The organism is Pseudofrankia asymbiotica, assembly GCF_001983105.1.
In the GTDB taxonomy this organism is placed as follows: domain Bacteria; phylum Actinomycetota; class Actinomycetes; order Frankiales; family Frankiaceae; genus Pseudofrankia; species Pseudofrankia asymbiotica.
The window spans coordinates 83155-97034 of sequence record NZ_MOMC01000048.1 but is presented as its reverse complement, the minus strand read 5'-3'; the positions used below and the strand labels follow the sequence as shown (position 1 = coordinate 97034).

The window sequence follows — 13880 nt, the reverse complement described above, 5'->3', positions numbered from 1 at the left end:
ACGGACGTGATACAGCGATGACCGGTGACGCCGGTTCGACGCCAGTCCCGCCCGGCCCGCGAGGCGGCCCRGGCGGCCCGGGCGCGCCGGCGACGGGCCCATGGGAGGCCTCGACGCCGCGCGTGCCCGCCCCGCCCCCGCGGTCCGCCCCGAGCTCGGGTGCCGCGGGCGCACCGCCGGGACCGCGACGCGATGGTCCGCCGCTGGGTTTCGGCGCCCCGAGCGGCGCGACCGGCGAGGGACGGCTGATCGCTGGCCGCTACCTGCTGCTGCACGCGCTGGGACGAGGCGGGATGGGCACCGTCTGGCTGGCGAACGACACCCTCCTCGGCGTCAACCGGGCGCTCAAGGAGATCCGCTTCGGCGACGACCCGACCGAGGCTGACCGGCACGACCGCGCCGAGCGGGCCCGCCGGGAGGCGCGCGCGGCCGCGCGGCTCGCCGGCCATCCCGGCGTCGTCGTCGTGCACGACCTGGTCGAGGAGCCGGACGCGCCCTGGATCGTCATGGAGCTGCTCGCGTCATCCCGCTCCCTCGACCAGGTGATCCGCCAGGACGGGACGCTCTCGCCGGCGGTCGCCGCCCGCGTCGGGCTGGCCGTGGTGGAGGCGCTCGACCACGGGCACCGCCACGACATCCTGCACCGCGACGTCAAGCCGGCCAACGTGCTCATCACCGCGGACGGCCGCGTCAAGCTCGCCGACTTCGGCATCGCCACCTACCTCGACCGGGCACCGCTGACCCAGGTCACCTCGATCTCGGGCACCCCCGTCTACATGGCGCCCGAGCGGCTGCGGAAGGAGAAGGCCGGCCCCGCCAGCGACCTGTTCTCCCTCGGCGCCACGCTCTACGCCGCCGTCGAGGGCCGGGCCCCGTTCCCGACCCCGACCGACGCTGTCCGGTACGCCTTCAACGCCCAGTTCCCGCCGCCGCGCCCCGTCCACGCCGGACCGCTGGGGCCGGTACTCGACGGCCTGATGACGCACGACCCGCGTGCGCGCCTGACCGCGGGCTCCGCCGCCCGCATGCTGCGCGACCTCGCCGGCGACGCCCGGACGCCCGGCCCCGCCCCGGAGACGACGACAGCCTTCCTCTCGCGGGTCTCCCCCGGCTCGCGGTTCTCCCCCGGCAACGACACGGGCGGTCTGTGGCCTGTGAGCACGCCAGCGGAGCCGGGGACCTCCAGGCCACGCCCGCCTGGGCCACCGGGAACGTCCGTACCGGGAACGTCCGTACCACCGGGAACCAACGTCCCGGTGGCCCGCGCCGGACCGGGCCGGCCGGCCGGAACGGCCGCCTCGCGCGCCGAAGCCACGCCGCGTGCCGAAGCCGCCCCACGCGCCGAAGCCGCCCCGCACGCCGAAGCCGCCCCGCACGCCGAGTCGGCGGCCGCCGGATTCCGATGGCACCCGCCGGCCACCCCCGGTTGGGCGCCCGAGCGGGCGGACGCCGCGTTCCCTTCCGCGGCCTCGACGCGCCAGACCAGGCGGCGTGATCTCACCCGGCGCGGCCTGATCGCCGGCGGTGTGGCTCTCGCCGCCGCCGGCGGCGGCACGGCGTTCGCGATCCGTCGCGACCGGCGGCGGGACAGGCCGGTCGCCGGTGCCGGCGGCCCGGCCTCGGGCGGCGCGTCCTCGCTGCGCGACGGGACGATCCCCGCGGACCTGCGGATGCAGCTGTCCTGGACACCGGACGTGGAGTTCGCCGGCTGCTACTTCGCCGACTCCCGGGGCTACTACCGCGACGCCGGCTTCAGGACCGCCACGCTGCTGCCCGGCGGCCCCGGCACGCTCGGCGCCGAGGAGGCGGTGACCACCGGCAAGGCGCTGCTCGGCTTCAGCGCCGTCGACGTGCTCGCCCGCGAGATCATCCGCGGCACCCCGGCCCGCGCCGTCGGCGCCCTCTACCAGCGCTATCCGTGGGTGATCGCGTCACCCGGCGACGTGGCGCTGCGCTCGCCGGCCGAACTTCACGGCAAGCGGATCTGGGTGGACAAAGGCGCCCAGCAGATCTGGGACACCTTCCTCGCCGCCAACGGCATCAGCATCGACACGATCACCCAGGTGAGCGACGGCTCGCCGGACGAGCTGCTCGCCGCCCGCGAGATCGACGGGCTGCTCTCGCATGTCTTCGACATCGCGCTGCGGCTGCGCCTCGCCGGCGTCGAGCTCGCGACGTTCCTGCTGGCCGACCACGGCTACCCGATCGTGTCGTCGGTGTACGTCGCCTCGGTCGAGGCCGTCACCCACAACCGGGCCGCGATCAGGGCGGCGCTGACCGCGGAGATCCGCGGCTGGCGCGACAACGTCAGGAGCGCCGCGGCCGGCGCCCGGCTGACGGTGACGAAGTACGCCACCAGCCTGGACGAGCGAACCCAGCTCGCGATGAACCAGATACAGAACACGCTGATCGTCAGCGATGACACCCGCCGGGGCGGCCTGCTGACCGTCACGCCCGACCTCGCCGAGAGGAACGTGCGCGCCCTGCTCAGCGCCGGCTACCGCGTCGACGTCGACGACCTGTTCGACATGTCCCTGCTTAGGGAGATCTACAGGGATCAACCTTCACTACTGCGCTGACCACAGGCCCGGGGTCCCCGACGATCTGCCTGCCACGCCTGACGAACACCAAAGGTACGGACGAGCACCAGGCCGGGTCTGGCAGATCGGTGGGGAGGCATTACAAGGACAATCCGTCGCTTCTGCGCTGAGCCCTCGCCCGGGGTCAGCCGCCCTGGGGGCGGCGGACCTCCTTCGGCAGGGTGAACGCGATCGACTCGGTGCCGATCGACCTCGTCGACACCGACGTCGCGCCGAGCCCGGCGAGCGCGTCGGACAGCGCCGCGACCAGGTCCGGCGGCGCCGAGGCGCCGGCGGAGATGCCGATGGTGTCGGCGCCGACGAGCCAGTCCAACCGGACCTCGTCGACGCTCTCGACCAGGTGCGACTCTGTGCCGTCGCGCCGCGAGACCTCGGCGAGCCGGCGCGAGTTGGCGCTGTTCTCCGACCCGACGACGAGCACCAGATCCGCCTCGGCCGCGACCCGGCGCACCGCGTTCTGCCGGTTCGACGTCGCGTAGCAGATGTCGGCCGAGCCGGGCCCGACGATCGCCGGGAACCGGTCCTTCAGCGCGTCGACGACCTCCTCGGCCTCGTCGACCGCGAGGGTTGTCTGCATGAGGTAGGTGACGCGCTCCGGGTCCTCGACCTCGATCGAGCCGACGGCCTCGGCCGACTCGACGAGCGTGATCCGCCCCGGGGCCTCGCCGAGCGTGCCGTCGACCTCCTCGTGCCCGGAGTGGCCGATGAGCAGGACCGTGTCGCCGCGCGCGGTGAACCGGCGCGCCTCGGCGTGYACCTTCTCGACCAGGGGGCAGGTCGCGTCGATGACCGACAGCTGCCGGTCGTTCGCGTGCGTGCGCACCATCGGGGCGACTCCGTGCGCGGAGAAGACGACGGTCGCCCCGGTCGGCACCTCGTCCAGCTCGTCGACGAAGACCGCCCCGCGGTTGGCCAGGTCGTTGACGACATGGGTGTTGTGCACGATCTGCTTGCGGACGTAGACCGGCGCGCCGTGGATCTCCAGCGCCCGCTCGACCACCTCGATCGCCCGCTCGACGCCGGCGCAGAACGCCCGCGGCTCGGCGAGCAGCACCCGGCGCTGCCCGACCGCGGCCGCCCAGGCGCCGAGCGGCTCGCCGAGCCGGCGCAGCGTGCGCAGCCCGGCGAGACCGCGGCGGGCGAGGTCGAGGCGGCCGAGCGGCTCGGCGGCGGTGTCGACGATCACCCGGATCACGGCGAACGGCCGGCCGGCGGCGCTTGGCGAGAGGTAGGCCGACTCCATGTCGACGGCGATCGCGCCGGTCGCGGCCAGCTCGGCCCGAGCCGTGCCGACCGCGAGCCGTGGCACCGACACGATCGGCCCGACGTGCACGGTGAGCCCGGCGCGACGCAGCTCGCCGGCCAGCAGTGGCGCGGACGGGCAGCGGCCGGTGACCGTGCCGTCGCCGGTCCGCACCTCGCTCGCGACGATGACGTCCCCGGGCCGTACCCGGGGCGCGAGCCCGCCGGCCACGCCCACCACGGCGACCGCGTCCGGCTTCGCCGCGCGCACGGCCTGGTTGGCGCGGCTGGCGCGCTCGGGGCCCATCCCGGTACGGATGACGACGGTGTCCGTCGGCAGGCCCGACCGGCTGGCTGCCATCGCCTCCACGCGCATCGGCGCGGCGACCACGAGCCGGGCGCGACGCGGCGGGCGGCCGGGCTTCCAGCTCGGGCCGGTGCCGACCGCCTGTGTCGGGATCAGCGGGATGGGCGGCGAGCCGGGCCGCGCGGCCGGCGTCTGGCCGGCCGGCGCGGGTGTCGCGGACTCCGCGCCACCGCGGGCCGACGGCGGCGCTGGTTCGCCGCCGGCCGCCCGTGCGCCGCCAGAATGACGATCGCCGGTGTTCTCGGATGCTGAGATGCTGCTCATGCCGCGGACCGCCCGGTGAGGGTCACGTACCGGCCGAGAGCCGCCAATGGAAACACCAGCCGGTACAAGTGGTAATTAATGGAGAAGTCCCAGGGGAAGCCCGTACCGGTGTAGTAGGGCTCGTCCCAGCCGCCATCGGGCCGCTGGGTCGCGCACAACCAGCGCACGCCCCGGTCGACCGCCTCGTTGGTCGGGTCGGCGGCGAGCAGCGCGAGCAGCGCCCACGCGGTCTGCGAGGGAGTCGGCTCGCCTCGGCCCACCCATGCCTCGTCCCGGTAGGACCGCAGGTCCTCGCCCCAGCCGCCGTCGGGCCGTTGGTGGGCGACGAGCCAGCGGACCGCCGCCCGGATCGCCGGATGGTCGGCCGCCACCCCGGCGGTGATCAGCGCGGGTACGGCCGCGCCGGTGCCGTAGATGTGGTTGACGCCCCAGCGCCCGAACCACGAACCGCCCGGCTCCTGGTTGTCCAGCAGCCAGCGCACCGCCCGCTGGGTCACCGGGTGGTCGGCCCGGCCCAGGTCGGCGAGCATCTCGACCATGTGCGCGGTGACGTCGGCGCTCGGCGGGTCGATCACCTCGCCGAAGTCACAGAAAGGGATCTTGGTCGCCAGCCGCTGGACGTTGTCCGCGTCGAAGGCCCCCCAGGCCCCGTTCGACGAGCGCATCCCGACCGACCAGTTGACYGCCCGCTCGACCGCGCCGCGCGCCTGCCCGGCCAGCGACGGGTCGGCGTCGTCGAGTCCGGTGTGCAGCAGCCGCTGCAGCGCGAGCACCACCTCGGCGGTGTCGTCGACGTCGGGGTAGACGTCGTTGGCGAACTCGAAGGCCCAGCCGCCCGGTTCCAGGTTCGGCCGGCGTACCCGCCAGTCGCCAGGGACGGTGACCTCCTCGCGGACCAGCCACTCCCCGGCCTTGTGCATCGCCGGGTGGCTCCCGGCGAGGCCCGCGTCGGCGAGCGCGACGACGGCGAGCGCGGTGTCCCACACCGGGGACTGGCACGCCTCCAGCCGGCGCACGACACCCTCGGGGGTCTGCTCCCGGGTGGTGAACGTCTCCAGCCCCTCGATCGCCGCGACCAGCACCGGGTGGTTCATCGGATAGCCCATCAGGTGCAGCGCCATGATCGAGTAGACCCAGGGCGGCTGGATGCCGCCCCAGCCGCCGTCGGCCTCCTGCCGGGCGACGACCCATTCGGTGGCCCGGCGCAGCGCCAGGTCGCGCAGCACCTTGACGGGGCGGCGCTGGTAACGGCGCAGCACCGCGTCCATCCGCTGGAAGGCTCCCTCCCAGCTGATCAGCGGCGCTCGCGCGGGCCGCGGGCCGGCGACCTTGAGCTCGTCGATGGTGAAGCCGAGCGACCGGACCGGCCGGAAATGCCCGACGATGGTCAGCGCGACCACCGTCTGGCGGGCCCAGCAGCCGAAGTCGTAGACGTTGAGCGGGACCCAGCTCGGCAGCAGCATCATCTCGGGCGGCAGCACCGGGACCTCGTCCCAGGGCCACTCACCGAACAGCGCCATCCAGATCCTGGTGAACACCCTCGTCGCCGCGAGACCACCGTGCGCTCGCACGAACGACGCGGCGGCGAGCATGTGCGGCGCGTCCGGCGCGTCGCCGGCCAGCCGCAGGCCGACGTAGGCCTCCAGCGTCGTCGACAGGTCGGCGGGGCCGCCGTGGAACGTCGCCCAGCCGCCGCCGGGCAGCTGGCGTGACCGGATCCACCGACCCGTCTCGGCCGCCAGCTGGGGCGTCAGGATGCCGAGGAACTGGCGGAGCATGAGATCCTCGGCGTCCATGGTGACGTTGGTCTCGAGCTCGCCCTTCCACCAGCCCTCGTCGGACTGCAGGGAAAGGAGATAGTCCCGGGCCCGCGCCGTCGCGACGGCGGCCTGCTCGGCCACCCCGGTCGCGGACGGAGCCAGCATCGCGGCCAGCGCGGGCGTGATCACGTCACTCACGCCACGCGCGTCCTTCACGTCGCTCGCGGCCGGTTCGGCCACGGGCGGCGCGAAGTCGGGAGCGGCCCCGCCAGGACGCAAACCGGGTCGGGTGGTCACCAGCAGAGGCCCGGCGACGGCGGACCTCCCGGATCGGCTTCGCCGATCCGGGAGGAATCCCGGCCGCGCGGACGTCGGCTGCGTCGTCGGCGTCGCCGGGGACGGGTCCGAGGTCAGGCTCATAGCCGAATCTCCTCCGGGTCCGGATGGGGGAGCCATGCGTCGAGGGCCTCGGCGAGGCCCAGGCGTGCGCTCGCCTCACCCTTCTCAGCAGTCGCGTTCGGTCACGAATCGTGCGAGGGCCAGCAGTTCGGCCTCAGCCAGCGGGGGCAGCGACAGCGAGCGGAGCACGGCCCCGGCCGTCTTGAGCTGCCGGTCCGCCTCGTCTGTGGTCCAGTCACGCCCGCCGGCCCGCTCGATCAGGGCGGCGACGCGCTCCAGTTCCTCGGTCGGCCGGTCGCCCTCGCTGACCAGGAACGCCCGCAGCTCGTCCGCGTCCGCGCCGCCGGCTTCCAGGGCGACGACAACCGGAACGGACTTCTTGCGCGACTGCAGGTCGGACAGCACCGGCTTGCCGGTGACCGCGGGGTCACCCCAGATGCCGAGCAGGTCGTCGATCAGCTGGAAGGCGGTGCCCAGGCGGGAGCCGAACTCGGCGAGCCCGTCGACGACCTTCTGCGGGGCACCCGCGAGCACCGCGCCAAGCGACGCGGAGCAGGCCAGCAACGCGCCGGTCTTGCCGTCCTCCATGGACAGCGTCTCGGCGACCGTCACGTCCGAGCGGTTCTCGAACAGCAGGTCCTCGGCCTGGCCGCGGACCAGGTCATGCACGCCGGCGCCGAGGATCGTCGCGGCCTGCCGGCCCGGCTCACCCTCGACCTCCAGCAGAACCTGCGTCGCCAGGCTCAGCAGGGCGTCTCCGGCCAGGATGGCGCCGTCGATGCCGAAGACCGTCCAGGCGGTCGGCCGGTGGCGACGCTCGGTGTCGCCGTCCATCACGTCGTCGTGCAGCAGCGAGAAGTCGTGCACCAGCTCGACGGCCACGGCCGCCGGCAGACCCACCTCGGCCGGGGCACCGGCCGCCTCGGCGGACAGCAGCGCCAGCGCGGGCCGCACCAGCTTGCCGCCGCCGCCGGACTGCGGGTTGCCATCGGCGTCGACCCAGCCGCGGTGGTACTCCACAACATGGCGCAGCCTCGGGTGCAGCCTCGTGACCGTCTCGCGCAGGGCGGGAATCGTCAGCGTCCGGCCACGCTCGATGGCTTCCGGAACCGTCATCGTCATGCCGGGCTACTCCCTGTCGAAATGGCGTTCGGCTCGGGGTCGCTGGCGCGACCGTCGCCGCCCTGCCTGTCGGGCACTGGGGCGCCCTCCGGGCTGGTTCCTGGTCGGTCTGAGATACCGGGGCCCACCTGGTCACGGGCCGAGGCGTTGGCTGGATCGGTCTCGCCCGCCGCGACGTCGCCGGTCGCGACGTCGCCGGTCGCGACGTCACTGGCTGTGACAACAGTGGCGGGGGTCGGGACGGGCGGCGGGGGCTGCGCCGGGACTCCCGGGCTCGCTGGTGGGACGTCTGACCTGGCCCGCGTGGTCCTCAGCCGCGGCCAGGCGACATCCCCCGAAGCCGTCTCCAGCTCCCCTACGTGCACCCCCACGCTGGCCAGCGTCTCACGGGCAGCAGTGAGCCCGCTACGCACAGCTCCCTCCATGGTCGCCGGCCAGCCGGTGTCGGTCCACGCGCCGGCCAGGGCGAACCCGGGCAGACCGGTCTTCGCCACCGCGCGCAGCGCCAGCGATCCGGGGGCCTGCTGGAAGGTCGCGGTGCGCTCCCTCGTCACGAAGACCTCGACCAGCTCCGCGTCACGCGCGGCCGGGAGAATGCGGCGCGTCTCGGCTACGAACTCGGCGCCGAGCTCCGCCGCGGGCCGGTCCACCCAGGGCGCGGCGGCCGACTGGGAGAGCGCCAGGTACTGCGACCCGGGTGGGGCGGCGCCGGAGCCGGCGAGGCCGGAGGGACCGGTCCGGTCGAAGATCCACTGGACGGGCGAACCGGTGGCCGCGAGGAACGGGCGATCCATCACCTGACGGTCGAAGATCATGTGAATGTTGACGATCGGGGAGGCGCCGAGGCCCTCCAGGCTCGCCGGATCGGGGTGGGCGCCCGGCGGCAGCAGCGCCGCCGCGGCCGGCGGCGGCACGGCGAGCACGACGGCGTCGGCCATCAGTACGTCCGAGTCCCCGCGCCCCGTCCCGCCGGAGGTGATCGAGAGCTCGTAGCCGGCGTCGGTCCTCGTGATCTGGCGGACCTTCACGCTGGTACGCACGTCCGCGCCAAGGTCGGCGAGCGCCTTGGCCGCGGCCTCGCCATGCAGCTGCTGCAGCGGCACGTCGGCCCAGCCGATGTCGGCGGCGTCGGCCCGCTCGAGCAGACCGGAGCGCACGACCTTGGCGGCCAGCGCCAGCGACGCCTCGGCGGCCGGGGCGTTGAGCGTGGCCACGGTGAGCAGCTCCCACAGCGCCTCGGTGGCGACGGCGCCCTGGCGGTGCGCGGTGAGCCAGTCACCGAACGAGGCACCGTCGACCTTCGGCGAGCGCTGGTCGAGCCGGCCGATCTGGAACGCGGCCAGCGCCGCGGAGACCCGCTGGCCCACCGGCAGCGCCTTGTAGCCGAGCAGGGCGGGCGCGAGGTGCAGCGGCGCCGGCAGCCGCGTCTTCGTGCGGCGCAGCCGGGCGCGCTCACCCGGGCGGTCGCCCAGCAGCACCTCGACGTCGAGCCGCGGCTGCAGCGTGGTCAGGTGCTCCACGCCGAGACGCCCCAGGAAACCCCGGTAGGCGGTGCAGCAGCGCATGAACACGTGCTGGCCGGTGTCCACCCACAGGCCCTTGCGGTCGAACGACGCCGTGGCGCCGCCGAGACGCGGCCTGGTCTCCAGCAGCACCACCTCGGCCCCGCCGTCGGCGGCCAGCAGCGCGGCCGCGAGCCCCGCGAGCCCACCGCCGACGACCGCGACCCGCGGCCGGGCACTGCCCCCCTCGCCCGTCATCGAGCCACACCCTCGGGGCGGCCGGCCAGGTTGCGCACCGCGACCAGTGCCTTCTCCCGGCCCGGCAGCGACAGCCGCTGCGTCAGCACGGCCGTCGGGTCGGTCCGGATACGGCGGTYGAGGCGCAGGTAGATGCCGGCCATGGCGCCGCAGCACGCGGCGCTGCGCCGGTCGAGCAGCCCCAGCAGGGCCAGGCCCCGGTCGTACCACTCGTCGGCCCGCGCCGCGCTGGTGCGCAGGTAGCCGACCAGGGCGTCCTCGGGCGCGCCAAGCCGGCCATCCGCGTCGACGGAGAGCTTCACCCCGGCCGCCGCGAGCTCGGCCTGCGGCAGGTAGACCCGCCCGTTCAGCAGGTCCTCGCGCACGTCGCGCAGGATGTTGGTCTGCTGCAGGGCGACGCCGAGGGCGTCGGCGATCGCGGGAGCGTCGCCGCGGCCCGCGGCCTCCTTCGTCCCGAAGATCCCGAGCGAGAGCCGGCCGATCGTGCCCGCGACCAGGCGGCAGTACCCGACCATGTCGTCGAACGTCTCGTACGTGCTGGGCTCGATGTCGCTCTCGACGCCGTCCGCCAGCTCGATGAACGCCTCGAGCGGGATCGGGAAGCGCCGCGACGCGTCGGCGAGCGCGACGATCACCGGGTCTGAGCTGTCCGGGTCCAGGCCTCGGATGTCCGCGCGCGCCTTCGCCAGGCCCTCGGCCTTCTGCTCGTCCGGCAGGTCGCCGTCGCCGATGTCGTCGAGCCGGCGGGAGAAGGCGTAGACGGCGGACAGCGCGGCCCGTCGATCGGCCGGCAGCAGCCGGATGCCCCAGGAGAAGTTCCTCGCCGCCTGCTTGGTGATCTCCTCGCAGGCGGCATAGGCCTCAGCGACGGTCGGCCGGGGCGTGGCGGCGGTCATCGAGCACCCCCCTCGTCCGTCGGCCGCGCCTCGGCCGCGGCTCCTGCCTCCAGCGCCGCTTCTGCCCCGCTCACGACCCCCGTTCCGGTCACGTCCTCGGCGACGTCACCGACCACGGCGTCCCCGACTGGGGTATCCCCAGCGGCGGGGCCGCTGCTCGCGCCGGCCGACATGGCGGGCGCCACGCTCGGTGCCCCCACCGAGGCGGCGGCGCTCACCGAGGTGACAGCGCCAGCCGCGGTGACGGCGCTGGCCGCGTCCGGGCCCACAGCTGGAATCGACGACGGGGCCGGGGGCTCACACAGCGGCGACAGGCTGTTCGCGCCGGCCGCGGCGGCACGCGCGGAGGGGGCGTAGGACCGGGTGGTTACCCACAGTGTTGCGGCGAACACCCGCGGCTTGTTCGCCTTCGGCGCACCCCCGAGCACGTCGTAGCCGGACTGCCGGACGGCGTGCAGCGCCGCTCGCCCGCCGCCGACGAAGCCCGCGATCGCCAGCCGCATCCGGCCGCGCAGCAGGCTCGCCAGGGGGGCGCCCTGGTCAAGGATCGTGGTCGCCCTGGCGACCTGGAAGGCCATGAGGTTGCGCAGCGCCGGCGACGCGGTCGAGGCGGCGAGGTCGCTCTCGGTGACGCCGAAGGTATCCATGTCCTCCAGCGGCAGGTAGATCCGGCCGGCGGCGTAGTCCTCGGCGACGTCCTGCAGGTGCTCGGCGAGCTGCAGCGCGGTGCACACCCGGTCGGAGAGGATCAGCCGGTCCGGCGTGGCCTGGCCGAGCACGCCCAGCACCATCCGTCCGATCGGGTCGGCCGAGAGCGTGCAGTAGCGCAGCAGGTCGTCGAACGTGTCGTACCGGGTCACCCGCTGGTCCATCCGGTTGGCCTCGACCAGCCGGAGGAACGRCTCAGCGGGCAGGTCGCAGGCCCGGACGGTGCCGGCCAGCCGCTGATGAACGGGCAGGTGCGGTTCGCCGGTCCAGATCAGCTCCAGATCGGCGCCGAGCCGGTCGAGCAGGGCGAGCCGGTCGCCGGGTGCCTCGTCGCCGATGTCGTCGACGAGCCGGGCGAAGCCATAGAGCGACTTGAAGTGCTCGCGGATGCCGGCGGGCAGCACCATGGGCGAGACCGGGAWGTTCTCCCCGTAGGCGGCGCGCAGCACCTCGTCGGTCGTCGTCGCGAGGTCGGTGACCCCCGCCGGCTCGGCTCGCCGCGGCCGGCCGTGCTGGGCCTGCTCGGAGGCCTGCGGACGCGGGGCGTCGTCGGTCTCCTCACCGGTCCGCGCCAGCGGGTCATGGGGGGAGCCACTACCGTCCTGTGACCGGATGTCGGTGGTGGTCATGCGCCTCTCCTTCGGGGGCGATCTGCGCGCACGGCGCGGGCGAAGCTGGTCGGGCTCGGGACCAGGCCGGCCGCTGGAGACACGATCAGGCTGTTCGGTCGCATCTGGAGCGGCGTTCTCCTGGAGTCTCGGGGCTCACGGCGGCTGCCGGCTGCTCTGCTCGGGCTTCAGTCCTCGCCGCCGGCGGTCTCCGCCGCCGGCGGGTGCTCGCTGTCGGCGGGCCCTCACTATCCGAACACGTTGGCCAGCCGTCGGTAGATCGGTGGCGCGGCTCCGTGCACGCGCGCCGCCAGGGACATCCACCCGGGCACCCAGACCTCGGCGTCCCCGCGTCCGGCCGCCGCCAGCATCCGTTCAGCGACCAGGCCAGGGGGTATCGGCTTGGGCCAGCGACGGACGTAGGGAGCGCCTCGACGGCGGAAGAACGGCGTGTCCACCGCACCTGGTAAAACCAGCGTGACCGTGACGCCCCGACCGGCGACCTCGGCGCGCAGCGCGTCCGCGAACCCGATCAGCGCCGCCTTGCTCGCCGAGTACCCCACCTCCCCGCGCACACCGAGCGCGCCCGCGACGCTGCCGACCAGCAGGATCCGGCCCTCGCCACGCTCGAGCATCGCGGGCAGGACCGCGCGGACCAGCATCATCGGCGACAGCACGTTGACGGCGACCAGGTTGCGCAGGGCGGTCGACGACATGGCCTCGAACGGCCCGGCCGCGCCGACACCCGCCGAGCAGACCAGCAGGTCGATGTCGCCAAGAATCTCGACGGCGCGGGACGCGACGGCGTTCTCCGAGCCGACGACGGCGAGGTCGGTGGCGAACCGGTGGCCGCCGGTGGCCGCCGCCACCTCGTCGAGGGCGACGCCGTTACGCCCGACCAGCAGCACCCGGGTGTCCTCGTGGGCGAGCTGGAGCGCGGCGGCTCGGCCGATTCCGCTGGACGCACCCGTGACAAGCGCGGTGCGCGGTGGCCAGGGAGCGGACGTGGCCGCCCGGGCCCTGCTGATCACCGGCCGGGAAGCCCGGTCCTGGACAGCGGGACGGGAGCGGGTGCTCACGCCTCAGACACCTCCGGTCGCGTCGGCTGTCATGGCCGGCACGGCGCCGGTCATGGTGGGGGCGGTCGCCCCCGGAGGGGCAGACATCATGCGCCAGACCACCGGGAACCTGCCAGACGACAGCGAACACGATGAACCAGCCCAGTGTGTCGGCCCGGATCCGTCGAGTGGCAGGCTAGATGAACATGCGGAGGCGTCCCCATATCCTCCACATCCCAACTGCCCGGCAACGTCCCGACAGCCATCAACTGAGCTGAACGTGCCCAGTGCTACAGCGGCAAGGTTGTGCGTCCGCGTTGACGCTGAGCCCGCCAAGGGCAGCCCCATCATTTCACCGCCCCCCGGCGATCCCGTCCATGGTCAGATGGATGACATCACGCACCCAGCCCCGTCGGCGCGACAGATACTCGTCCACCGAAGGGTACGGAACGATTACCCAGAGCGCATCTTGCCGGCGCCCGGCCAACTATTCATTCGATTTACGTCTGTGAATCAGGTTGGAATGACACACCGGCGACATGCGGTAGACATGATGGGGACATCTGGCGGAACACGGCCGTGACGCCGTTGTGACACACGTTGCCCACCGGTAGCGACATTGCCTGCCGTCCAGTCGGCCTGTCACGCTCGGCCGATGGTCACCGGGTCACCCGCGCACACGGTCGTGAAGCCACCCGCGGGCACCTTCACCGTCAGCGCATAGAGACCCCTCGCGTCGTGGAGCGGGCACGACCCTATGTCACCGCCCAGACACGGAACCATCTCCCACACAGACACAACCCTACCGTCTCAGACAAACATGATCTAAAGGGGTGTCCGTGCGCGGTCAATACGGAACGACCGTGATGCCCGGCAACGTGACCTGGTGATCGTGCCCAGGATCCGCCGAACACGGCGATGCCCAACAGGCCAGTAAAAACCCCCGCCAACACGCGCGCCGGGCGGACCGGGCGGACCGGGCGGACCGGGCGGACCGATGGGACCGGGCGGACCGGGCGGCGCGCACCGCCGCGCCGCCGCACCGCCGGTGCCTCCGGTACCGGCCGGCACTCGCCGTGCCAGTCCGCATCGGCAA

The 13880-nt window shown here is 73.8% G+C and carries 8 protein-coding genes; 1 reads left to right on the top strand and 7 read right to left on the bottom strand.

Translation table 11 applies throughout. The annotated features are described in order from the left end of the window. Window positions 1–122 precede the first annotated feature (122 nt). Entirely contained in the window at window positions 123–2579 is a 2457-nt protein-coding gene (locus BL253_RS23885) for a protein kinase domain-containing protein (RefSeq protein ID WP_158230403.1), read from the top strand. 145 nt (window positions 2580–2724) lie between these two features. Here the strand turns inward: BL253_RS23885 and ispH are convergent, their stop codons facing one another. From ispH to BL253_RS23845, 7 genes are all read right to left on the bottom strand, one after another. Then, window positions 2725–4473, bottom strand: coding sequence for a 4-hydroxy-3-methylbut-2-enyl diphosphate reductase (ispH, locus tag BL253_RS23880; protein ID WP_081438615.1), 1749 nt, complete (start codon window positions 4471–4473; stop codon window positions 2725–2727). After that, the gene (gene shc, locus BL253_RS23870) at window positions 4470–6653 is read right to left on the bottom strand and encodes a squalene--hopene cyclase (protein WP_096336072.1); all 2184 of its coding nucleotides are present in this window, start codon (window positions 6651–6653) and stop codon (window positions 4470–4472) included. Before shc ends, ispH begins: the two co-directional genes overlap by 4 nt. Before the next feature lie 84 nt (window positions 6654–6737). Further along, entirely contained in the window at window positions 6738–7754 is a 1017-nt protein-coding gene (locus BL253_RS23865) for a polyprenyl synthetase family protein (protein ID WP_076819334.1), read from the bottom strand. After that, window positions 7751–9514 carry a hydroxysqualene dehydroxylase HpnE gene (gene hpnE / locus BL253_RS23860; RefSeq protein ID WP_274535244.1) on the bottom strand — a complete coding sequence of 588 codons (1764 nt, stop codon included), beginning with the start codon at window positions 9512–9514 and terminating at the stop codon, window positions 7751–7753. Before hpnE ends, BL253_RS23865 begins: the two co-directional genes overlap by 4 nt. Next, complete coding sequence (gene hpnD / locus BL253_RS23855; RefSeq protein WP_076819333.1) at window positions 9511–10410, bottom strand: presqualene diphosphate synthase HpnD; 900 nt, start codon at window positions 10408–10410, stop codon at window positions 9511–9513. The genes hpnE and hpnD overlap by 4 nt, the downstream gene beginning before the upstream one ends. Continuing rightward, window positions 10407–11747: a squalene synthase HpnC gene (hpnC, locus tag BL253_RS23850; RefSeq protein ID WP_081438614.1), complete on the bottom strand. Its 1341-nt coding sequence runs from the start codon at window positions 11745–11747 to the stop codon at window positions 10407–10409. The genes hpnD and hpnC overlap by 4 nt, the downstream gene beginning before the upstream one ends. Window positions 11748–11974: 227 nt before the next feature. Continuing rightward, window positions 11975–12805 carry an SDR family NAD(P)-dependent oxidoreductase gene (locus BL253_RS23845; RefSeq protein WP_076819332.1) on the bottom strand — a complete coding sequence of 277 codons (831 nt, stop codon included), beginning with the start codon at window positions 12803–12805 and terminating at the stop codon, window positions 11975–11977. Window positions 12806–13880: the final 1075 nt, after the last annotated feature.